Origin of the sequence: Cohaesibacter intestini (genome assembly GCF_003324485.1) — a bacterium.
Taxonomy (GTDB): Bacteria; Pseudomonadota; Alphaproteobacteria; order Rhizobiales; family Cohaesibacteraceae; genus Cohaesibacter; species Cohaesibacter intestini.
Genome location: NZ_QODK01000001.1, coordinates 18,703 through 41,284 on the forward strand (window position 1 = coordinate 18,703; position 22,582 = coordinate 41,284).

Annotated in this window: 20 protein-coding genes; 13 read left to right on the top strand and 7 right to left on the bottom strand. The window is 56.7% G+C overall.

Going from position 1 to position 22,582, the window contains the following annotated elements; all coding sequences use genetic code 11:
* Nucleotides 1–3 precede the first annotated feature (3 nt).
* The 7 genes from DSD30_RS00110 to phoB all read left to right on the top strand — a co-directional run bounded on the left by DSD30_RS00110 (nt 4) and on the right by phoB (nt 8,260).
* Entirely contained in the window at nt 4–1,344 is a 1,341-nt protein-coding gene (locus tag DSD30_RS00110) for an ATP-binding protein (RefSeq protein ID WP_114007590.1), read from the top strand.
* Between the two features lie 244 nt (nt 1,345–1,588).
* Nucleotides 1,589–2,629: a substrate-binding domain-containing protein gene (locus tag DSD30_RS00115; RefSeq protein ID WP_114007591.1), complete on the top strand. Its 1,041-nt coding sequence runs from the start codon at nt 1,589–1,591 to the stop codon at nt 2,627–2,629.
* Between the two features lie 262 nt (nt 2,630–2,891).
* Nucleotides 2,892–4,442: a phosphate ABC transporter permease subunit PstC gene (gene pstC / locus DSD30_RS00120; RefSeq protein WP_114007592.1), complete on the top strand. Its 1,551-nt coding sequence runs from the start codon at nt 2,892–2,894 to the stop codon at nt 4,440–4,442.
* Nucleotides 4,442–5,764, top strand: coding sequence for a phosphate ABC transporter permease PstA (gene pstA / locus DSD30_RS00125; protein WP_114007593.1), 1,323 nt, complete (start codon nt 4,442–4,444; stop codon nt 5,762–5,764). Before pstC ends, pstA begins: the two co-directional genes overlap by 1 nt.
* A gap of 104 nt (nt 5,765–5,868) precedes the next feature.
* A complete protein-coding gene (pstB, locus tag DSD30_RS00130; protein ID WP_114007594.1) occupies nt 5,869–6,672 on the top strand; it encodes a phosphate ABC transporter ATP-binding protein PstB in 804 nt (267 codons plus the stop codon).
* Nucleotides 6,673–6,748: 76 nt separating this feature from the next.
* Nucleotides 6,749–7,420 carry a phosphate signaling complex protein PhoU gene (gene phoU, locus DSD30_RS00135; RefSeq protein ID WP_114007595.1) on the top strand — a complete coding sequence of 224 codons (672 nt, stop codon included), beginning with the start codon at nt 6,749–6,751 and terminating at the stop codon, nt 7,418–7,420.
* Between the two features lie 141 nt (nt 7,421–7,561).
* Nucleotides 7,562–8,260 (top strand): phosphate regulon transcriptional regulator PhoB, encoded by a 699-nt coding sequence (gene phoB / locus DSD30_RS00140; protein ID WP_114008530.1) that lies wholly within the window; start codon nt 7,562–7,564, stop codon nt 8,258–8,260.
* A 77-nt stretch (nt 8,261–8,337) separates the two neighbouring features.
* Here the strand turns inward: phoB and DSD30_RS00145 are convergent, their stop codons facing one another.
* Nucleotides 8,338–9,819: a L,D-transpeptidase family protein gene (locus tag DSD30_RS00145; protein WP_157967487.1), complete on the bottom strand. Its 1,482-nt coding sequence runs from the start codon at nt 9,817–9,819 to the stop codon at nt 8,338–8,340.
* 827 nt (nt 9,820–10,646) lie between these two features.
* On the opposite strand from DSD30_RS00145, the gene dapD reads away from it, so the two are divergent.
* The 4 genes from dapD (at nt 10,647) to DSD30_RS00165 (ending at nt 14,649) form a co-directional block, all read left to right on the top strand.
* Nucleotides 10,647–11,501, top strand: a complete 855-nt coding sequence (gene dapD / locus DSD30_RS00150; RefSeq protein ID WP_114007597.1) for a 2,3,4,5-tetrahydropyridine-2,6-dicarboxylate N-succinyltransferase — start codon at nt 10,647–10,649, stop codon at nt 11,499–11,501.
* 311 nt (nt 11,502–11,812) lie between these two features.
* Complete coding sequence (locus tag DSD30_RS00155; RefSeq protein ID WP_157967488.1) at nt 11,813–12,361, top strand: DUF805 domain-containing protein; 549 nt, start codon at nt 11,813–11,815, stop codon at nt 12,359–12,361.
* A gap of 374 nt (nt 12,362–12,735) precedes the next feature.
* The gene (dapE, locus tag DSD30_RS00160; RefSeq protein ID WP_245418318.1) at nt 12,736–13,929 is read left to right on the top strand and encodes a succinyl-diaminopimelate desuccinylase; all 1,194 of its coding nucleotides are present in this window, start codon (nt 12,736–12,738) and stop codon (nt 13,927–13,929) included.
* A 135-nt stretch (nt 13,930–14,064) separates the two neighbouring features.
* Nucleotides 14,065–14,649, top strand: a complete 585-nt coding sequence (locus DSD30_RS00165) for a hypothetical protein (RefSeq protein WP_157967489.1) — start codon at nt 14,065–14,067, stop codon at nt 14,647–14,649.
* Here DSD30_RS00165 and truA read toward each other — a convergent pair.
* The 3 genes from truA to def form a co-directional block, all read right to left on the bottom strand.
* Nucleotides 14,646–15,440 (bottom strand): tRNA pseudouridine(38-40) synthase TruA, encoded by a 795-nt coding sequence (truA, locus tag DSD30_RS00170; RefSeq protein WP_114007601.1) that lies wholly within the window; start codon nt 15,438–15,440, stop codon nt 14,646–14,648. The genes DSD30_RS00165 and truA overlap by 4 nt on opposite strands.
* Nucleotide 15,441: 1 nt before the next feature.
* Entirely contained in the window at nt 15,442–16,368 is a 927-nt protein-coding gene (fmt, locus tag DSD30_RS00175; protein WP_114008531.1) for a methionyl-tRNA formyltransferase, read from the bottom strand.
* An 80-nt stretch (nt 16,369–16,448) separates the two neighbouring features.
* Nucleotides 16,449–16,976, bottom strand: coding sequence for a peptide deformylase (gene def, locus DSD30_RS00180; protein ID WP_114007602.1), 528 nt, complete (start codon nt 16,974–16,976; stop codon nt 16,449–16,451).
* A 156-nt stretch (nt 16,977–17,132) separates the two neighbouring features.
* On the opposite strand from def, the gene DSD30_RS00185 reads away from it, so the two are divergent.
* Nucleotides 17,133–18,482 (top strand): DNA recombination protein RmuC, encoded by a 1,350-nt coding sequence (locus DSD30_RS00185; RefSeq protein ID WP_114007603.1) that lies wholly within the window; start codon nt 17,133–17,135, stop codon nt 18,480–18,482.
* Nucleotides 18,483–18,600: 118 nt separating this feature from the next.
* Nucleotides 18,601–19,314, top strand: a complete 714-nt coding sequence (locus DSD30_RS00190) for a DUF1868 domain-containing protein (RefSeq protein WP_114008532.1) — start codon at nt 18,601–18,603, stop codon at nt 19,312–19,314.
* Between the two features lie 3 nt (nt 19,315–19,317).
* Here the strand turns inward: DSD30_RS00190 and recR are convergent, their stop codons facing one another.
* The 3 genes from recR to DSD30_RS00205 all read right to left on the bottom strand — a co-directional run bounded on the left by recR (nt 19,318) and on the right by DSD30_RS00205 (nt 22,581).
* On the bottom strand, nt 19,318–19,962 hold the full coding sequence (gene recR, locus DSD30_RS00195) for a recombination mediator RecR (protein ID WP_114007604.1): 645 nt from the start codon (nt 19,960–19,962) through the stop codon (nt 19,318–19,320).
* Between the two features lie 126 nt (nt 19,963–20,088).
* Nucleotides 20,089–20,412, bottom strand: coding sequence for a YbaB/EbfC family nucleoid-associated protein (locus DSD30_RS00200; protein WP_114008533.1), 324 nt, complete (start codon nt 20,410–20,412; stop codon nt 20,089–20,091).
* Between the two features lie 177 nt (nt 20,413–20,589).
* Nucleotides 20,590–22,581: a DNA polymerase III subunit gamma/tau gene (locus DSD30_RS00205; RefSeq protein WP_114007605.1), complete on the bottom strand. Its 1,992-nt coding sequence runs from the start codon at nt 22,579–22,581 to the stop codon at nt 20,590–20,592.
* Nucleotide 22,582: the final 1 nt, after the last annotated feature.

The following is a 22,582-nucleotide window of genomic DNA, read 5'->3' on the forward strand; positions in this document are numbered from 1 at the left end:
AGAATGACCCCTGAGAAAAGAAGACTGACGCCGGATGATGCTGCCGCCAATGGCTATATTCTGGATAGCGGTCCCCTGAACCGGTTGGCGCACGCTCGCTGGACCTTGGTGGTTGCGGCCATAGGCCTGTTGTGGCTGCATCTTCAGGACCAGATCCAGCTTCTCCATGTCGCGCTTGTCATGGGCGCTGTGGTCTTGGCAACCATGATCCTGCCGCGACGCCCCAAGGTGACGAGGCTAAAGGTGCGAGCCGAAGCACGCCGCCTGACCATGATGCCGGACATTCACATGCGCAAGCTGGCGGCTGCACTGCCGGACCCTTGCTTCATTCTTGACCGGCGCGGCATCGTGCGGTTCACCAATCAGGCTGGCTCGACCATCTTCGGCAATGTCAAGGAAGGGGACCCCCTGTCCTTTCGCATCCGCCAGCCGGACATGCTGGCGGCGCTGGATCATGTGCTGGATGGCGGGCAGATGCAGAAGGTGGAATATTCCCTTAAAGACCACAGCGAGCGGCTTTACGAGGCTTGGGTGACGCCGATCCATCTGTCCGGCGACCAGCCAGCCGGGGAAAGCCCGGACTTTATCTTGATGTTGTTGCATGATCAGACCGAGCAGAAGAATATCGAGCGGATGCGGGCCGACTTCGTGGCCAATGCCAGCCATGAATTGCGCACGCCTTTGGCGTCTGTCATTGGCTTCATCGAAACCTTGCAAGGGCCTGCCAGTGGCGACAAGGTGGCAACCGAGCGCTTTCTGGGCATCATGCTCGATCAGGCCGAACGGATGTCACGGCTGATCTCGGATCTGTTGTCCCTGTCGCGGATTGAAATGAAAGCCCATGTTCAGCCTGACACGCGGGTGGATCTGAGCAAAATCGTGCGCCATGTGGCCGACGCCCTGACCCCGCTCTCCAAGGAGTATGATGTTGCCATCACCCCCTGTGACTGTTCTGTCAATCGCTGGGTGTCGGGGGACCGGGACGAATTGGTTCAGGTGTTTGAAAATCTGGTCTCAAATGCCCTCAAATATGGTCAGAGCGGTAAGCGCGTTGAAATTCTCTGCAACCTTCTGGATGATCCAGCCGACGGGAAATCCTATTATTCGGTGAAAATCAGAGACTTCGGCCCCGGAATCCCGGCAGAGCATTTGCCACGCCTGACCGAGCGTTTCTATCGCATTGATGTTGCCTCATCGCGTGAGCAAAAGGGCACTGGTCTGGGGTTGGCGATCGTCAAACATATTTTGACTCGCCATCGTGGCAAGTTGTTGATTGAGAGCAAGGCAGGGGAAGGTGCGACCTTTGACGTGCGACTCCCTGTCACAGAGATTGACACTTTGTGACAGTAAAATGACTATCCAAAAAATTCTCCAACAAATACAGACTCTTAAATTGTCATAATACTGAAATATAAGTGTCATATACCCATCACATCCGAGCGATAGGGTCCGCCTGTCTCGAGCGATTGACGGCTTTTGCGAGCGCACATTTCGTGCCCGATGCCAAGACGCCCGTACCTATCAAGAACGGTCATGTTGGGTCATAGAAGACCTGTCCGTTCAAAAAACTGACTTATGGAGAGGTCACGTGAAATTTGCTTCTTTTGCTAGTGTAGCTGCTCTTGCTGCAACCACCATTCTCGCCGGCACCGCTGCTCAGGCCCGCGATCAGGTTCAGGTTGCCGGTTCTTCCACCGTTCTTCCTTACGCAACCATCGTTGCTGAATCCTTCGGTGAAAACTACCCAGACTTCAAAACCCCAATCGTTGAATCTGGTGGCTCTTCCGCTGGCCTGAAAGAATTCTGTAAAGGCACCGGCCCAGAGACCATTGACGTTGCCAACGCTTCGCGCAAAATCAAAGATTCCGAAGTCAAGTCTTGCGGCGAAAATGGCGTCAAGGAAATCGTTGAAGTCAAAATCGGTTATGACGGCATTGTCTTCGCTTCTGACATCAATGGCGCTGACTTTGCATTCGAACCAATCCACTGGTTCAACGCTCTGGCACCAAAAACCGTTGTTGACGGCAAGCTGGTTGACAACCCGAACAACAAATGGTCCGAAATCGACGCTTCCTTCCCAGAGTGGGAAATCGCTGCTTACATCCCTGGTGAAAAGCACGGTACCCGTGAAGTGTTCGAAACCAAGGTTCTCGAAGCTGGCTGTAAAGCCGCTGGCGCTTTCGATCTGTACATGGCTTCCGGCCTGGACAAAAAAGCAGCTGCCAAAGAGTGCTTCAAGGTTCGTAAAGACGGCAAGTCTGTCGACATTGACGGCGACTATACCGAAACCCTTGCTCGCATCGACTCCAACAAAACCGGCATCGGCGTCTTCGGTCTTGCTTTCTACGAAAACAACACCGACAAGCTGAAAGTTGCGACCATGTCCGGTATCGCTCCAAACGCTGCCGTGATCGCTGATGGTACCTATCCTGTGTCCCGTCCTCTGTTCTTCTATGTCAAGAAAGCGCATCTGGGCGTCATTCCTGGCCTGAAAGAGTATGTTGACTTCTTCATGTCCGACGACATGACCGGTGAAGGTTCTCCAACCGCTGAATATGGTCTGGTTCCTGCTCCTGCTTCCGAGCGTGATGCGATCCACGCTGCGATCAAAGAAGGCAAAACCCTCTAAGGGTTGCCGTCTGGCCATGCGCGCGATGCGCGCATGGCTTTTTTGTACCCAGATTTCAGCCGCTTCTTGCCATTCGGCTGAGCCTTCTGACAGGCGCTGGCAATCGACACCATGCCCGCCGTCAGGAACCTTCATTGAGGCGTTTTCCGGCCTTGGCCTGACATTCGTTGCGCGGGGGCAAACGCGAAACAGATGGGGCAGACCGGAGAAATCTCAGAGTTGAAACTGCGTCACTAACGCATTGTTCAAGGGACAGGTCGCTATGAGCCCGCTTTGGCTTCTGGCTGCTATTTTTGTTTTCGCACTGGTGGGATCCTTTCTCGGGCGCAGCCGCGCCATAGCCAGCGTCGACGGAAATGTGTCAGCTCTCCATTCACGACCCGGATATTACGGTTCCTACGTTCTAATCTGGACTGCGCTCCCAGCTATCGTCTTCATGGTGGCTGTGATGATTGCTCAGCCGATTGTCAACAGTTCCGTGGTCGATACCGAATTGCGGACTGGCTACATGCAGGCCTGTTCCCATGCAATGGGCGGCATCGAAGGGGAACAGGACGCAGACCAGCCGAAAATCTGCTCTGACAAGGATGAGTATGAAGCCCACGATACCCGTCGGGCTCTGATGTTTGGCGTCGTCAGCAATGTCGCCGATGGCCTGACCTACCTGTCCGAACACGAACGGATCCAGCTGCGCAGTGGCCTGATTGCAGTGCGGCCAACCCTTGCAAAATATGGCGTCGCACTTGCAGAGAATGTCAACAAGACCGTTGTTCATACCGCCTATCGGTTGAATGAGGTCAAACAATTGACCAGCTATGTGATGTATGGCGGCATTGCGCTGTTGCTGTTTCTTGGTCTGTTTCTGTCCTATCGTCGCATCCAGCCAGCCTTGCGGGCCCGCAATCTGGTTGAGGCCAATGTCAAGGTTGCCTTGATCCTGGCCTCATCGATTGCCATCCTTACCACGGTCGGCATCGTCTTCTCGATGCTGTTCGAGGCAATCCACTTCTTTGGCCATGTCAATCCGCTGGACTTCTTCTTCGGAACCTCTTGGGACCCTCGTTTCTCGTCAGTTGGCCGTCAGGTCGATTCAGAAGGCGGCACCTTTGGCCTCATTCCGCTGCTTTGGGGTACGCTTTATATTTCGATGGTCGCCCTACTGGTGGCTGTACCAATCGGTCTGTTCGCCGCCATCTACATGGCGGAATATGCCACCAAGCGGGTGCGGGCTACAGCCAAGCCTCTGCTGGAAATTCTGGCCGGTATCCCAACCATCGTTTACGGTTTCTTCGCTCTCGTGACGATAGGCCCATTCTTCCGCGATGCGGGTGCTTCGATCGGCCTGACCATCTCGGCCAACTCGGTGCTGACGGCCGGTTTCGTGATGGGTATCATGCTGATCCCGTTCATCTCGTCCCTGTCGGACGACATCATCACCGCGGTGCCGCAGTCGCTGCGTGATGGATCGCTCGGTCTGGGCGCCACGCGATCGGAAACCATCAAGCGGGTGATCTTGCCTGCGGCCCTGCCGGGCATTGTCGGCTCGATCCTTCTGGCCGCCTCACGCGCCATCGGCGAGACGATGATCGTGGTGATGGCTGCGGGTATTGCCGCCAACCTGACCGCCAATCCGTTCGAAGCCGTGACCACGGTGACAGTAAAGATTGTCAGCCAGTTGACCGGTGACCTTGAATTCACCTCGCCGCAGACCCTTGTTGCCTTCGCTCTGGGGATCACCCTGTTCTGTATCACGCTAGGGCTCAACGTCTTTGCCTTGCACATCGTGCGCAAATATCGGGAGCAGTATGACTGATGACTGATACCACACCAAATCAAGTCGACTCGGTTGTTGAAACTGCCCATCGCGAGGTCGGTCTCAAGAAACGCTACGCGTCGGAAACGCGCTTCCGTCTGGGCGGGGTTGCAGCGATCGCAATGGGCATCCTGTTTCTGATCATCCTGTTCTGGTCGATCGTCTCAAAGGGCTATACCGCCTTTGAACAGACCCAGGTCCGCCTCGATCTTTATCTTGACGAGCAGGTTATCGACCCGTCGGGCAACCGGTCCCGCAGTGAATTGCAGCGGGCCATTCGCTACAACAAGATTATTGAGCCGGCCTTTTATCGCGCTCTGGGCATTGATCCCAAGGACAAGACCAAGCGCAAGGAAATGCGGGAAGCCAAAAAGCTGATTTCCCGTGGTGCCGCCATTGAAATCCGTGACATGGTTCTCAACGATCCTTCGCTGATTGGCAGCCGGAAAACCATGTGGCTTTTGGCCGACGGGGATGTCGACAGCTTCGTCAAGGGACAGATTTCCCGCGACATTCCTGAAAGCCGTCGCCAAATCAGCGACCAGCAAATTGGCTGGATCGACGATCTGCGCGAACGGGGCATCATGGACAAGAAGTTCAATACCGGCCTCTTCACCTTCGGCGCTTCGTCCCGTGCCGAGACGGCCGGTATCGGGGTTGCGGTTGTCGGGTCAATCTTCATGATGATCACCGTTCTGGTTCTGGCTCTGCCAATCGGGGTGGCTGCATCGATCTATCTGGAAGAGTTTGCACCCAAAAATCGCTGGACCGACCTGATCGAGGTCAACATCAACAACCTTGCTGCGGTGCCTTCCATCGTGTTTGGCCTGTTGGGTCTGGCCGTCTTTATCAACTTTGCCGGTCTGCCACGGTCCGCATCGATTGTCGGCGGTCTCGTTTTGACGCTGATGACCCTGCCGACCATCATCATCGCCACCCGCTCTGCCTTGAAGGCGGTTCCACCGTCCATCCGGGAAGCGGCCCTCGGGGTTGGCGCATCCAAGACACAGGCCATTTTCCACCATGTGCTGCCCCTTGCCTCTCCGGGCATTCTGACCGGCACCATCATTGGTCTGGCTCAGGCCCTTGGGGAAACCGCACCGTTGCTGATGATCGGCATGGTGGCGTTCGTCAAGGATTTTCCAGTCAATCCGTTTGATCCGGCGACCGCCCTTCCGGTCCAGATTTACATGTGGGCCGGTGCAGCGGAACGCGCCTTTGTCGAGCGCACCTCGGCTGCCATCATGATCCTTCTGGGCTTCCTCGCCCTGATGAATATTTCTGCGGTGCTTCTGCGTCGCCGCTTCGAGCGTCGCTGGTAGTCAGCGACGCCGTGAACCAACGTTATTCCCGCGCTCGCCGATGACCACAGGTCAATCGAGTTCAGAACAAGCGAGCCCCGAACAGGATAGTGAAAGCATTGACCATGCAGGATACCAACCCGAATATTCAGAACGCCTCCGCGCGTGCGAAGCCGATCAAGATGTCCGGCGAGAAAGTCACCGTCCATTATGGTGAGAAGCAGGCTCTGTTCGATGTCGATCTGAAGATCGAAGAAAATCAGGTCACCGCACTGATCGGCCCGTCCGGCTGTGGCAAGTCGACTTTCTTGCGTTGCCTGAACCGGATGAATGACACGATCGACATTTGTCGCGTCGGCGGCGCCATCAAGCTTGGCGACAGTGACATTTACGACCCAAAGGTGGATGTGGTCGAGCTGCGTGCCCGCGTTGGCATGGTGTTCCAGAAGCCCAACCCATTCCCCAAGAGCATCTTCGAGAATGTGGCCTATGGCCCGCGCATTCACGGTCTTTGCCGCAACAAGGCAGAGATGGAAGAGGTTGTCGTCTCTTCCTTGCAGAAGGCCGGTCTGTTTGAAGAAATCAAGGACCGCCTTGATGAGCCAGGCACCGGCCTGTCCGGTGGGCAGCAACAGCGCCTGTGCATTGCGCGCGCCATCGCGGTCAGCCCGGAAGTCATCCTGATGGATGAGCCCTGCTCGGCCCTTGACCCGATCGCCACGGCAAAGGTTGAGGAGCTGATTGACGAATTGCGCGAGAATTACACCATCGTCATCGTGACCCACTCCATGCAGCAGGCTGCCCGTGTGTCTCAGCGCACCGCTTTCTTCCATCTTGGCAATCTCGTCGAGGAAGGCCAAACCGATATGATCTTTACCAACCCGAAAGATCAGCGGACGCAGGACTATATCACCGGCCGCTTCGGCTAAGCTTTTTGACTTCGCGGCAGGCTGGAATCAGCACATTCTGGCCGCCAAATGAGCGACTATCAGGGGAATACCAAGAATGTCTGATCATATTGTCTCGTCCTATGATGACGACCTGCGCGAGCTGACCGGCCGCATTGCCGAAATGGGTGGCCATGCAGAGCGCATGGTGGAAGAAGCTGTTAGTTCTCTGGTCCGCATGGACATGAGTGCGGCCCATGCAACGGTCGCAAAGGATGCGCTCATCAACAAGCTGGATCAGGAAATCGAAGAGAAAGCCGTTCTCACCATCGCCCGTCGCCAACCAATGGCGAAGGACTTGCGTGAGATTGTGGCAGCCCTGCGCATTTCCATCGATCTGGAGCGCGTTGCCGATCTGGGCAAGAATATTGCCCGCAACGCCTTGGCTCTGGAAGGCCGCAGCCATCCAAAGCAGTTGATGCACGGCATCGAGCATATGGCCGAGATCACTCTTGACCAGCTGCGCCGGACGCTGGATGCCTATACCGCCCACGACGAGAATGTGGCATTGGCCGTGGTCCAGAAGGACCGTGAAGTGGATGCCCTGTACAATTCGTTGTTCCGTGAGTTCCTCACTTACATGATGGAAGATCCACGCAACATCACCGTTTGCACCAACCTGCTGTTTGCTGCCAAACATCTCGAACGCGTCGGAGATCATGCAACCAACATCGCTGAAACGATCTATTATGTGAAAACCGGGCATACGATGGACGATCGTCCCCTGTGATGCTCAAGGAGCCGTCTGGTCTCCTGACATCGTCCATCAAAAACGGGCATGACGTCGTCTTGGATGTCGTGCCAACTTGAAGGTATGATCCGATTTTTTGCCCCTGCTGGCACGGATCTTCGGAATGTGGAACATTTGGCTATGAGCCCCAAAGTAATGATCGTGGAGGATGAAGAAGCCCTTAGCCTTCTTCTGCGTTACAATCTGGAAGCCGAAGGCTATCAGGTAGAGGTTATTGCCCGCGGTGATGAAGCGGAGAGCAGGTTGCAGGAAACCCTTCCAGACCTGCTGCTTCTGGATTGGATGCTGCCGGGACTGTCTGGCATCGAATTGTGCAGGCGCTTGCGTGCGAAACCGAAAACCCTCAAGCTCCCCGTCATCATGCTGACGGCGCGGGGCGAGGAATCCGAGCGCATTCGCGGACTTTCCACTGGTGCTGATGATTATGTGGTCAAGCCCTTCTCCGTACCGGAGCTGATGGCCCGTGTGCGGGCAATCCTGCGCCGGGCCAGCCCGGATCTGGTCGCAACCATCCTTAAGGCCGGAGATTTGGAGCTAAACCGGGAGACCCATCGCGTCAAACGCGCCAATCGCGAGGTCAATCTGGGCCCGACCGAATATCGTCTGCTGGAATTTCTGATGCAGAATCCGGGTCGTGTCTATTCCCGCGAACAGCTGCTCGATGGGGTCTGGGGCCATGATGTCTATGTCGACGAGCGGACCGTAGATGTCCATGTGGGGCGCCTGCGCAAAACCATCAATCGGGGCCGGGTGAAAGATCCCATCCGCACCGTGCGTGGCTCAGGCTACAGCTTCGATGACCAATTTGCGGTTGAGTGATCCGGTTATATTGATCGACAAAAAACCGGCCCTTGTTGTAGAGCCGGTTTTTTTGTTTGTTCTGTTTGTATCACAGCCTAGCGGCTGGCGACCTGATCCGTGTTGCGCTTCTTGAACAGACCGAAGAGGCCGCGCCGTTTCGGTTTTTTCACCTCGGCCACGGAGCGCTTGGGCTTGGTGATTTTTCTCACCACGCGCTGTTTCTTGACCTTGGCCGGCGTCTTCTTGGCATATTTCGGCAAGGAGGGTTTGGTCAACACAATGAAATCCGTGCCTTGTGGCGTGGTTTCGCGGCTGAAGCCACGATCGGATATGGTGAGCGATGCACCATTGCCAATCAGGTGATTAACCTGCGCGCGGACATGATCAGGAATGATGACACGATCGAGAATGTCTGTGGACGCCACGATCCCATCATCGGCGCCCGGATCAGTCACCCCATAGCGGTCTTGCAGCCTGGCTGTCAGCATGTCACCAAGAGCCAGCGCCCGCCAATCAAGCTTACCTTCTTCTTCACGCGAAAGCGACGCGGTGAAGAGGTGGGCGCCGAGCGCTTGCTCGGGATTGCGGATCTGGATCGGAGCATCGAACAGGGGCTTGAAATTGTGACGCACAAAGAGGTGGCCAGTCGGCACTGCGCCCTTGCCTGCTGCCTGATACAATTGCGCCAGCAGGGTCTGATCGATCTTGCTGGAGATTGAAGACTGGCGGCTTTCGATGCTGTCTTTCTTGGAAGCGACAAAAGCGTTGACAGCACTCAGTGTCATTTTGCCCACAAGGCCATCGGGCGCGCCCGCATCAAAGCCCAGTTTGTTCAGCAAGGTCTGGACTTCATGGACCAGATTGCCTTTGGCCTGACGGGTGATGAAAATACGCAAGGGCTTGTCGCTCTGGCGGATTTCAGCAAACCGGTTGAGGCGCTTGGCCATTTGATGGGCCAACGGATCAAGCGGTGGCTTGTCGGACAGGAGGGCAACCTTGCCAAAGGTCTTGGTGGCCTGGCGTTCGGCTGCCTGCACAGACGACAGTTTGTCGAAAGAGGTCATTTCCTCTGGCTGGAACAGCACCGGATGGGCAATCAGTTCCGGTGCAGCATCACGATTGGCTATCACCACATGGGCGCCACGCTCGGTGAGGCTGAAAAGCTTTTTGGCAAAGCCGTTGGGCAACCGGATGCAGCCATGGGACGCCGGATAGCTCGGCACAGAATTGGATTCATGCAAGGCAATGCCAGACCATGTCAGGCGCTGCATGTAAGGCATTGGTGCGCTGTTATAGAGGTTGGAGAAATGGCGGCGACGCTTTTCCAGAATGGAATAGATGCCGGTCGGGGTGGTGTGGCCGCGCTTGCCGGTCGAAACACGCGAGGTCGCAATTTCCTCACCGCCCTTGAAGACCCGCAGACGCTGATCCTTGCGCGAGACAATGATCTGCACAGGCGCGTCCAACGTAGGATCCAGATGTTTTTCAGCCTTGCTGGAAACAGGCAGTTGCGAGACAGGCGTGCCAGCCGCAGCTCCGACAGCGGTGCTGGACAGAAGCACGGTAACAGTGAGCATCAGCTTGCTCGGCGCTTTCCCTTGGTGAACCAATTCTTTTCCCTCATTCGATCGGAAACCACCCCATCCTTGGTCAAACGTTCCATACGTCAGGCCCGGATTTTCCGGCTGGCTTCAATTCAACATTCGGGCCGAAGGATGATCCTGAGAACCACCCACGCCGGCAGCAATACACATTCGAGAATATCGTATCAGTATATCTGTCTATATTGGTCAGACAAGAATATTTTCCTCAGGAGAGGCGTTTTCACCCAGCGCGGTGCCAACCGGAAAAAGCGCTCTATTCTGCCATTTCCCCATCCCCATCGGAGTCTGTCTCACGCAAAGTTGATCGCCTTACCCAAACGTCAAAAAGGTGACAACCCTGCAAAGAGAAGCAAAACTTAACTTTTCTTAACGTTTTGCGCAAGAATACTTTAGCGACACTCCCTAAACCAAATAGATACGCCATATTTTTAAACAATCTATTTAAGCGCAGGAAATTTCGACTCTCGCACTTGTGTTTGCCGGGAACTTTATCTGTCCATAACCTCGAAATGCCCCTGATTGCCCCGACTTTATATTGACACCGCTACTAGGGTGCTTATGGTTTGGCCGAATACTCGTGCAAGAGGGTGTGTGCGGGTGATTGAAGCATGTGCCATATCCGATCTTGACTGGCCCAGAGATGGATGTTGTACAGAGACAGTTTCCGTCTTTGCAATGACCGAGCCATCTCGCTTGGTGCAAGAAACGGAAGACAGATTGCGCCGTTCCCCGCACCGGCTCACCGTGGCTTTGTCACCGGAACCGGGCAGGACGTGCACTTGAGAAAAAGGCAAAAAGACATGACGCAGGTTGACTTGGCTTCCCTTCAAACAATGATCGACGACGCGTTCGAGAAACGCGACAGCATCACCAACACCACCAATGGTGACATTCGCGGCGCGGTCGAAAAGGCGCTGACCTTGCTGGATAGTGGGCAGGCGCGCGTGGCTGAAAAAGGCGCTGATGGCAATTGGGTGGTCAATCAGTGGCTGAAGAAAGCCGTGTTGCTGTCTTTCCGCCTCAACCCGATGGAAATCATCAAGGGTGGTCCGGGCGATGCAACCTGGTGGGACAAGGTGCCTTCCAAGTTTGACGGCTGGAGCGGTCTTGATTTCGAGAAAGCCGGTTTCCGTGCCGTGCCAAACTGCATCGTGCGCCGCTCTGCCCATATCGGCAAGGGTGTCGTGCTGATGCCATCATTCGTCAATCTGGGGGCCTTTGTTGGTGAAGGCACCATGGTCGACACCTGGGCAACTGTTGGCTCCTGTGCCCAGATCGGCAAAAATGTGCATATTTCCGGCGGCGCTGGTATTGGCGGCGTGCTGGAACCCTTGCAGGCCGGTCCGGTGATCATCGAAGACAATTGCTTCATCGGTGCGCGCGCCGAGGTGGCCGAAGGCGTCATTGTCCGTGAGGGCTCTGTGCTGTCGATGGGTGTCTATCTTGGTGCCTCCACCAAGATCGTCGATCGCAATACCGGTGAAATCTTCATGGGTGAAGTACCGCCCTATTCTGTGGTTGTCTCCGGTGCCATGCCAGGCAAGCCGCTGCCAGACGGGTCTGCTGGTCCAAGCCTTTACTGCGCGGTCATCGTCAAACGTGTCGACGAACGCACCCGTTCCAAAACCTCGATCAACGAGCTGCTGCGCGATTGATCCCCTAAAGATCTTTGACATTCTCGAACCCCGCACTGTTCCAGTTGCGGGGTTTTTGTTTGTCTTATCCCCAAGGGCGCTTGCCCCAGAGTGCATTCGGAGCGCCAGATGAGATCGTCGCTCACCTGACCGGTGGGCTAGAGAATGAAAATGGTGATGACGGTTAAGAAAGTCCCCCTTTTGGGGACAAATGGCGTTATCCTTTTCAGACATCCAAATGTGCATACCTTCAGCACACCACCTGTAAGATGTCACGGTCACCTCACACGGGCCGAAGCCCCCCGAGGTGTCCGGATGGATTGGATCATGCTATGACCTTCGAACAGCTGCTGTTTGACAGCCGGGGCACAATCAATCGCCAGCAATTCTGGCTGGCCCATCTGTGGCTCTTTCCGCTGGAGATTGCGGCGGCCTTTTTGTTCCGTGTGCATGAAAACTATCTCTGTGCGATGGATCCCACCACGACCCTCGGTCAGGTCTATTATGGGGCACTGGCCGTGATGGCGGCGACCTTCTTTTTCATGTGGTACTGTGTCGTCATCAAGCGGTTGCGGGCGCGCGGTCGGGGGCATCTGAGCTTTTTTGCCTATGCCCTGCCGATCCTTGCGACGCTGAGTGCGCTGGCGCCGCATTATCCCTTGTCCTGTTCTATACCCATTGAGGGACGGTTGATCTATCTGGCACTGATCCTGCCTTTCTGGTTGATCTATTTCATCGATCTGGGCCTTTTGAAAAGCAAACTGTCCACAAAGGATCCCGCTCCTGACGAAGAAGCAACACAAGAGGATCAGGTGCATCGCAAGACGGATGCGAGCGCAACCTCCGACAATTCTGCCAATTTCCCGGTTGCGGGAAAATAACCAGTCGGGTCAGCATGTTTGCATTGCTGCTTCCTGGATATTCGGGATTGAAGGCTGGGCGCGGCTTCACTATGGTAGCGCCCGCAGACTTCGATTTGCAACGTCGCAATCTTACGTCCCGCAAATCATCGATTTGTCGCCTGTTGCCAGATTTCTGTCGCAGACGGGCCCTAGATTGCGTGACACCGAGCAAATCGGTTCTCTGTGCCATGAAGCAATCCTGCGCATGTCCATTTGCCGATTTGCTGCCGTGATGCCCGTGCCGTTTGCCCCGCTTCCTGCGGATGAGCGGCTTGAGACTTTGTTGTGCACCCGATCCAGACCGGCCAAGCCTATCGAGGTGGCCGAACCGGTTGCCGGGATCCGTCCAGACCATGAAAGCAGCCTCTGTCATGACCAACGCCCCCACCGCATTGGAAGTCACCCGAAATCTTATTCAATGCCCCAGCGTCACTCCGAAAGAAGGCGGCGCGCTCGCCTATCTCGACACATTGCTGAGCCCCAAAGGCTTTGAAGTGCAGCGCCCCGTCTTCAGCCAGGACGGCACGCCGGACGTGGAAAATCTGTTTGCCAAGATTTCGGGCAGCGAAGGCCCGCATCTGATGTTTGCCGGACACACCGACGTGGTGCCAACGGGGGATGAAAGCCTTTGGACTTTGCCTCCCTTTGCCGGTGAGACCAAGGATGGCAAGCTCTATGGCCGTGGCGCAGTAGATATGAAGGGGGGCATCGGTGCCTTTGCCGCCGCTGCGCTGAAATTCATCGAACTGCATGGCCTGCCGCAGGGCAGCATCTCCTTTCTGATCACCGGCGATGAAGAAGGCCCGGCGCTCAACGGCACCATCAAGTTGCTCGAATGGGCCAAGGAACGTGGCGAGAGCTTCTCTGATGCCATCGTGGGCGAGCCGACCAACCCGGACGCTTTGGGGGATGCCATCAAGGTGGGTCGTCGTGGCAGCCAGTCAGGCACCCTGACGGTGACCGGCCAGCAGGGCCATGTGGCCTATCCGCATCTGGCGCACAATCCGGTGCCGGTTCTGGCAGACATCGTTGCCCGTCTCAACCATGCCATCCTTGATCATGGGACGGATTATTTCCAGCCGACCAATCTGGAATTCATTTCCTTCGATGTCGGCAACGAGACCTGGAACCTCATTCCCAAATCCGCGTCTGCCCGCTTCAATTGTCGCTATAATGATGTCTGGAACCCAGAAAAGATCGCCGATTTTGTGATCGGCCACGCCAAGGACATGCTGCCGAATGACGCTTTCGATGTGAAGCTGGACTTGCAGCCGGACATTTCGCAAGTCTTCCTGACCAAGTCGGAAAGCCTGATCAACAATTTCACCGCGTCGGTCGAGCGCATCACCGGCCGCACGCCGGATCATTCCACTGATGGCGGCACCTCGGATGCCCGCTTCATCAAGGATTATTGCCCGGTCATCGAATTCGGTCTGGTCGGCCAAACGATGCACAAGATCGATGAGAATACCGACATCAAGGATCTGGAGACCTTGAGCGAAATCTATCTCGACTTCCTCGAGCATTATTTCGGTATCAAGGGATAAGTCTCGTTGAAAGATCGATCGGCAAAAGGGCTGGCATTGCTGGCCCTTTTTTGTTTCGACTTGCTTGTAAAGAACAGGGGCATTATGTCTCTGCCCATCGCCATCCGTCCCCCGTCATTCTTCCAAAGAGGCCTCATGTCTTACATCCTTTATCATCTGGAGCTGGCTTGGTCCTTTGTGCGCGGGCAGGATGAAGCGCTTTACGGGATGGATGTGTCGCGGCGTGGGCTGTGGCTGTCCTTCATGGCCATTCTGATCGTCGAGCCGATCCGCTTTCTCTATGCAGCCCTGTTTGGCCATCTGGATCAGATCTTGCTGCTCCGCGCGGGTGGCTTGGGGCTCTACTGCCTCGAATTGTTGCTCGATTGGGGCATGGCGCCAATGCTCTTTTTGGGCTTTTGCGCGATCTTTGGCTATCGCGACCGACTGGTGCCACTGATTGTCAGCTCGAACTGGATCAGTGTCGTCATTCTAATGATTGTGCTGTTGCCCGGCGCTCTGATCACGCCCGACTTTGTGGTCGCAGAGGTCGCCGTGATGGTGATGCTGGCAATCTATGGCTTCATCCTCTGGATGTCATTCCGGCTCTATCGCTTTGTGCTCGGCTGCCCGCCCAGCATGGCCGTTGGTCTTGCGATCCTGATGCTGGTGATGGGGTTGTGGTCGATCATGGTGATCAACCGCCTCAGCGCGACATTGCCAGCCCTGCCTGCCGCTTAGTCCTTCTTGTGACCGTACCACGGTGCCTCAGGGATGAGGAAATCCGCGTCTTCGGGATAATCGACCTGCGTGAGGTAAAGCCCGGCAGGAGGGGCGACCGGGCCACAGGCGCGGCGGTCGCGGGCTTCCAAAATTTCCGTGATCCATTCCACCGGCTTGCGGCCTGACCCGACCTCGGCCAGCGAGCCGACGAAAGAGCGGATCTGGTTATGCAGGAACGAGCGCGACATGGCATCGAGATAGACCCATTCGCCCTCACGGGAAATGGTCAGCTTCTCCATCGTCCGCCACGGGCTTTTGGCCTGACAGGCAGTGGCACGGAAGGTGGTGAAATCGAAATGACCAATCAGCTGATTGGCACCCTCCTGCATCAGATCGACATCAATCGGATAGCTATATTGCCACGCCCGTCCCATTTCAAAGGTCAGCGGCGCACGGCGGTTGCAAATGCGATAGCGATAATAGCGGCGGGTGGCCATGAAGCGGCTGTCGAACTCACTGGTCACCTTTTCGGCCCCGAGAATGGCGACGCCGGTTTCTTTCAGGAAATGATTGAGCGCTTCGCGGACCTTCTGGCTGTGCCAATCACGCTCCAGATCGAAATGGGCAATCTGGCCCGTTGCATGGACACCGGAATCCGTTCGCCCTGCGCCAAACACGACCACCTGCTCGCGGGTGAATTTGAGCAAAGATTGCTCGATCAATCCCATCACGCTCGGTGCATTATCCTGCCGCTGCCAACCGGAAAAAGGGCGGCCATCATATTCAATCAGAAGCTTGTAGCGAGGCATCCTAGCCGATCACCTCGCCGACCTTCAGATCCGCCCCACGCTGGAAATCATCTGCCTTCATCGCACCCTTGCCCGCCCGTTGCAACTCGACCAGACGGATAGCACCGTCACCGCAAGCAACCGTCATGCCATCGCCCAGCAGGGTGCCGGGCGCACCTTGCCCTTCGGCCAGCTCAGATCGGAGGATTTTCACCCGCTGGGCCTTGCCGCGGATGGTCATTTCGCACCACGCACCGGGGAATGGCGACAGACCGCGGATCTTGTTGTGGATCTCGGATGCCGGGCTGGCAAAATCGATCCGCGCCTCGGCCTTGTCGATCTTTTTGGCGTAGGTGACGCCTTCCTCAGGCTGCGGCTGCGAGCCAAGGGAGCCACGGGACAGGGCCGCCAAGGCACGGACCATCAGGTCAGCACCAAGCACCATCATCCGGTCATGGAGGTCTTGGGCGGTCATGGTGTTCGTGATGGCAATGGTCTCGGACATGGCAATGTCGCCGGTATCGAGCCCTTCATCCATGCGCATCACCTGCACACCGGTTTCAGCATCCCCTGCCATGATGGCCCGCTGGATGGGGGCCGCGCCGCGCCAACGAGGCAGCAGCGAGCCATGCAGATTGAGGCACCCCTCAACCGGCGCATCCAGAATCGCTTTGGGCAGCAGCAGGCCATAGGCGACGACCACCGCAACATCGGCATCAAGGGCACGGAATTTTTCCTGCTCTTCTTCCGATTTCAGCGAGGTGGGGGTGAAAACCGGCAGGCCAAGCAAAGAAGCCTTTTCATGCACCGGGCTCTTGCGTTCATCCATGCCACGACCGGCGGGACGCGGCGGCTGGCTGTAAACCGCAACCACGTCGTGGCCCTGCCCGACAATTTCCATCAGGGTCGGAACCGCAAAATCCGGGGTTCCCATGAAGATGACACGCACCATGATTGATCCTTGCTTCTGGTCTTGGCGCCTTTCGCCCGGGGCGATGACAGCGCAATGGGCATTTCAGCGCAAGCGCCTTAAAGTATGCCCTGCTTTTCCTGCTGCTTGGCAAGTTTGGCGAATTTCTTGATCACCCGGTCGCGACGCAGTTTCGAGATATAGTCAATGAAGAGCGCACCATTCAGATGGTCGAATTCATGCTGGACGCAGGTGGCCAACAAGCCATCGCAATGCATTTCCTGATCCTTGCCAAACTGATCCATATAGCGGATCTTGATCTCGGCGGGACGCTCGACCTCGGCGTAATATTCCGGGATCGACAGGCAGCCTTCTTCATAGGTGCTGATCTCTTCCGATTTCCAGATGATTTCCGGGTTGATGAAGCAGAGCGGCTTCTTGTCGTCGCCTTCCTTGGCACAGTCGACGGTGAAGAGCCGTCTTGTCACACCAACCTGCACGCCCGCCAGACCAATGCCCGGTGCGTCATACATGGTTTCAAACATGTTTTCGACAAGGCGTCGAAGGTCATCATCGACGCGCTCGATGGGAGCCGATTGCTCGCGCAGGATCGGGTCCGGCAATTTTACGATATCCATTACAGCCATGGGAGGTGATGTAAGGCCTGGCATGGCTGGCGTCAATCACAAACAGGGCCAATCGGGCCGATTTCCGGGGGTTTTGTCGAAAAGGAGGAGGCGGTGTCCGACTGCCGTGTTCTCTTTTTGTTTCTGACACTGACGAATCGATCTATAGTGCGCGGCATGAATGAGATCGCGATCACCATTGGCCAGCATGGCTTTACCCTGTTTGACCTGCTTCTTGGCGCCATCGGCCTTTTGGGGTTGATGCTTGTGTGGGTGCTGATATCAGTCCAAAAGCAGTCCCGCGAGCGCGATGATGCGTTTGCCGAAGCGCGGGCGCAACGGGCACAGGTGGAAGAACTGACACGGCTGCAGACCGAGATGACCGGACGCATGCAGACCATGTCGGAGATCTTTTCCTCCCGCCAGAGTGAAATGGCCCAAGCCCTGACCAACCGGATGGACGGCATGGGCCATCGCCTGACCCAGACCGTCTCCAAGAGCCTGACCGACAGCCAGAAGGCGACCGGGGACGATTTGCGGGCCCTGCATGAAAGGTTGGCAGTGATCGACAAGGCACAGGGCAACATCACCGAACTGTCGGGCCGGGTGGTCGAGTTGCAACAGATCCTTGCCAACAAGCAGACCCGAGGCACCTTCGGACAGGGGCGGATGGAGGCCATCATCGAGGATGCCCTGCCGCCTCACGCCTATGATTTCCAATATACCTTGTCCAACAACAACCGCCCCGATTGCGTCATTCACATCCCGAATGACGCGGCCGTTCTGGTGATTGATGCCAAATTTCCGCTCGAGGGCTGGAGCGCCGTAAAGGATGCTCAAAATCCGGACGAGGACAAGCAAGCCCGGACACGCTTTCGCAACGACGTCAAGAAACACATCAAGGACATTGCCGAGCGCTATTTTCTGGTTGGCGAGACGCAGGATACGGCCTTCATGTTTGTGCCGTCCGAGAGTCTGTTTGCCGATCTGCATGAGCAGTTCGAAGATATTGTCCAGCTGGCGCATCGCAGCCGGGTGGTGATTGTGTCGCCCTCTTTGTTGACCCTGTCGATCCAGGTGGTGCAATCGGTGCTGAAAGATGCCCGGATGCGCGAGCAGGCCCATATCATCCAGCGGGAAGTGGCGCTTTTGATGGAAGATGTCGCCCGGCTTGATGATCGGGTGTCCAAGCTGCAAAGCCATTTTGGCCAGTCCCAGAAGGACATCGACCAGATCCTCACCTCGACCGGCAAGATCGTCAAACGGGGTCGCCGGATCGAGGATATCGATGTCAGCGAAGCCGAACTGGCGATCCGCGAAGGGCAACATGCCCCTCAAGCCGACGCGGCCGACGCAACGGCTGCATCCGCCCCGACTGCCGAGCCGCACCCTCAAGAGACTGCTGGTTCGCCTCAGCCACGCCGCCCCTTTGGCATCGCATCACCGGACAAGCCGCGCGAGAACGACCCAACCGAAGCCCAGATCGAGGCGCGGATGGCCTCTCTGTTTCATATGGATGATCGCTGATTGCTTGCCGGTCTCACCGGACGGTGGGCTGCCCATGACCGCTGGCTCAGTCATCAAACTGCAACACCCCTTGCTTATCTATCTTTGCTCTCCCTCTTCCCTCAATCAGAGGCGTTCCATGACCCTGTCCTCCCTGCCTAAAGAGCTGCATTTTTTCTCGTCCACGCTCAGCCAAACGCCGTTGCGCCATATGGGCATCCGGCACACAACAGATGGTGTCTTTCTGAAAGAACCGGGCAACACGATCGTGTGTCACTTGGTCAAGGATTCTCTCTCTGCCAAAGCCGTGCTCGATGCGCGCACCCGCATGCAGTCGCTGCCAGAGGCTGAGAAGCTTGCCTATACCGCGGTAAGCAGTCTGCATATGACGCTGTTTCAAGGCATCATCGAAGGGCGCCGGGCGCTGCCTTATTGGCCGGAGGATCTGGCCCTTGATACGCCGATCGACGCGATGACCAAGGCCTATATCGAGCGGCTCGACGGTTTTGAAGCGCCGGGTCGTTTCAAGGTGGAAGTCATCGGTGCGACGCCCAATGGCCTCACGGTGGCAGGTGTCACAGAAAAGGACCGGCAGGGGATGACCGTCTGGCGTGACGAGCTGGCCGATATTTTCGGCTATCGCCATCCTGATCACGAGACCTATATGTTCCACATCACCTTTGCCTATCTGCTCGAGCGCTTCAGCGATGAAGCGATGCTGACATGGGAAAAGGCTTTGAAGGAAATTGTCGAGGATCTACGCGAGGCCGCGCCGATCATCGAACTGGCAGCGCCTGCCTTCTGTTCGTTTGAAGACATGAACCATTTCGAAGAATTGGTTGTGCTGAAATAGATCTCAGCCGAACGCCTTGCGGCTGCGGATGGCCTGCAACAGGGTGCCTTCATCGAGATAATCCAGCTCGCCGCCAATGGGTACACCATGGGCGAGCTGGGAGATGGTCACTGGCTCGAAGCTCGGGTCGGCGGCTTGCATGGCTTTGGCCTGAGCCTGCAATTGATCGGTGATATAGTGGGCCGTGGTCTGGCCTTCAACGGTGGCATTGACACCGAGAATGATCTCCCTGATTTCACCCTTGGCGGTGCGGGCCAGCAGACCGGCAATGTTGAGATCATCCGGGCCAACGCCATCAAGCGGCGACAGGGTGCCGCCAAGCACATGATAGCCGGCATTGATCACCGAGGCGCGTTCGAGCGCCCAGAGGTCGGAGACATCCTCGACCACCACCAGCAGCGACGGGTCGCGGCGTGTGTCGGTGCAAATGGTGCAAGGGCTGGCACTGTCGATGTTGCCGCAGGTCTCGCAAACCTGCACCTTCTCGACCGCTTCGGCCATGGCGGCGGACAGAGGGACGAGGAGCTGTTCCTTGTTCTTGATCAGATGCAAAGCCACACGACGGGCCGAGCGCGGCCCCAATCCCGGCAACCGCGAAAGCAATTTGATCAGCGCCTCAATTTCCGGGCCAGCCATCGATTTTGCCATTGTCGTCTCTTCTCGTCTTAAGCCGCACAATGCGGGCAAATGATCATGCTTTGTTGGCGATGGCGGCAGCGGCGGCCGCCATGGCGGCAGCGCCGGTTTTGTGAGTGTTTCTGACCGCCTCTGCGGTCAGAAAGGCAGCTTCATGCCTGCAGGCAAGCCAAGATCACCTGTCATTTTCTGCATTTCTTCCTGCATGGCGGCTTCGACCTTGGCTTTGGCGTCATTGTGGGCTGCCATGATCAGATCTTCGAGAATTTCCGCATCGTCCGGGTTGATCATCGATGGATCGATGGAGATGGCGACGATTTCGCCCTTGCCGGACAAGGTCACCTTGACCATGTCGCCACCGGAGACACCGGTTGCCTGCATCTGGGCCACTTCTTCCTGCATCTGGGCCATCTTGGCCTGCATTTCCTTGGCCTTCTTCATCATTTTCATCATATCCATGATGGTCATCCTCGTCGTTTGTCGTTGGGCGATCGCCTCGGCTTGTCCCGAAGAGTCGAGACAGGGACGGATCGCATATATCGGCTTCTGCCGCCGGTTATTTCAGAAAGCCGCTTTCAAAAAAAGCCGGATAAAGGTCTGTCTGGATAAGTGGCCATCGATGGCCCTGCCTGCAAGGGGCTAGTCGTCAAAGCCAAGCTCGGACCCGTCATCAAGCGCAAAGACCATGGCATCCTCATCCTCGTCTGCCGGGTCTTCGATAACCGGCGCGAGGAATTCTTCTTCAAAATCGCGATGGATGCGGACGTCGACCACTTTGGAACCGGGGAAAGCCTTGCGCACCGCTTCGACCAGCGGATGTTGGTCGGCGGCTTCGCGGACTTCGCGCTCGCGCTCTTCCTTGCGCTCGGAGAGGGTGGCTCCGCCCCCTTCATTGGCCAGATCCACATGCCAGCGATCACCGGTCCATTCACTGAGTTTGCGACCGATTTTCGATTGGAAGCCTTCGCTGTCGAAACCATCATAGGCAATGACCAGATGGCCCGGTTCGACCGAGACAGGCCGCACGGCGCTTTCCAATTGCAGCTTCAAAGCAATGTCACGATTTTTGTGAGCCAGCGCCACGATCTGCTCAAAGCGGGTGATGACCGGTTTGACCGATTGATTGCTTGGCTGCGGGCGGGTGGCGTCGGCCGCTTGCGGGCTGCGGGCTGCCAATTGCTTCTCGCTCTGGCTGGCAACCAGACGCAGGTTGGCCCTGTCGTCTCGGTCCTCCCTGTCTTCCTTGATCGGCTCGACATGCCCCATTGGCATGGCAGCGGGTGTGGTCGCGGTGCCAGCCCCCGCATGCATCGCGGTTGGGGCACCAGTTCCGCCATTATTCCCATAGGGTGGCGGATCACTCGGTGTAGCACGGGCCTCTGATTCAGCCGGCAGACGGGCATCTGGCGGGGTGGATGGGCCCGACCCTGCGCCTGATGGCATTGGCGGGCGGTAATCCTTGTTGGTCAACATCTTGAGCGCTTCATCCGGGCTTGGCAGATCGGCGACATAAGCAAGACGCACCAGCACCATCTCGGCAGAAGCCAGCGGACGCGGCGAGGATTGCACTTCGGTCAGCCCTTTGAGCAGCATTTGCCAAGCGCGCGAGAGAACCCGCACGGAAAGCTGGGAGGCGAAATCGCGCCCGCGTTTCTTTTCCGCCTCGGTTGCGGCCGCATCGGAATTGGCATCCGGGGTCAGCTTCAGCCTTGTGACCAGATGGACAAAGTCGGCCAGATCGGACAAAGCCACCGCCGGTTCAGCGCCGATATCATATTGAGCTTTCAGTTCCTCCAAAGCAGTGGCGATATCGCCCTTCATCACCGCTTCGAACAGATCAATCACCCGGGCACGGTCAGCAAGACCGAGCATCTGGCGGGTGGTCTCAGAGGTGATTTTTCCTGCGCCATGGGAAATGGCCTGATCGAGCAGAGAGAGCGAGTCGCGGGCCGAGCCTTCGCCAGCCCGGGCGATCATCTGCAGCGCATCATCCTCGATGTCGACCTGCTCTTTTTCGCAGATCCCCTTCATATAGGCGGCCATCTCGGCTGCATCGATGCGGCGCAAATCAAACCGCTGACAGCGGGAGAGGACCGTCACCGGCACCTTGCGGATTTCGGTGGTCGCGAAGATGAATTTCACGTGCTCGGGCGGCTCTTCCAGCGTCTTCAACAGGCCGTTGAAGGCGGCGGTGGAGAGCATATGCACCTCATCGATGATATAGACTTTGTAGCGGGCGCTGACCGGCTTGTAGCGGACCGCTTCGATGATCTCGCGGATGTCATTGATCGAGGTGTGAGAGGCGGCGTCCATTTCCATGATGTCGACATGGCGGCCTTCCATGATGGCCTGACAATGGGAACCCATTTCTTTCATGTCGATGGTCGGCTGATCGATCTCGCCGGGAATTTCATAATTCAGCGCCCGGGCCAGAATGCGGGCCGTGGTGGTTTTGCCCACCCCGCGCACCCCGGTCATCATATAGGCCTGCGCAATGCGGCCGGTCGAAAAAGCATTGGTCAGGGTTCGGATCATCGGATCCTGACCGATCATGTCATCAAAGTTCGCGGGGCGGTATTTGCGCGCTAGAACGCGATAGCCCTGATCTGACTGATGATCCGCAATGCTCATA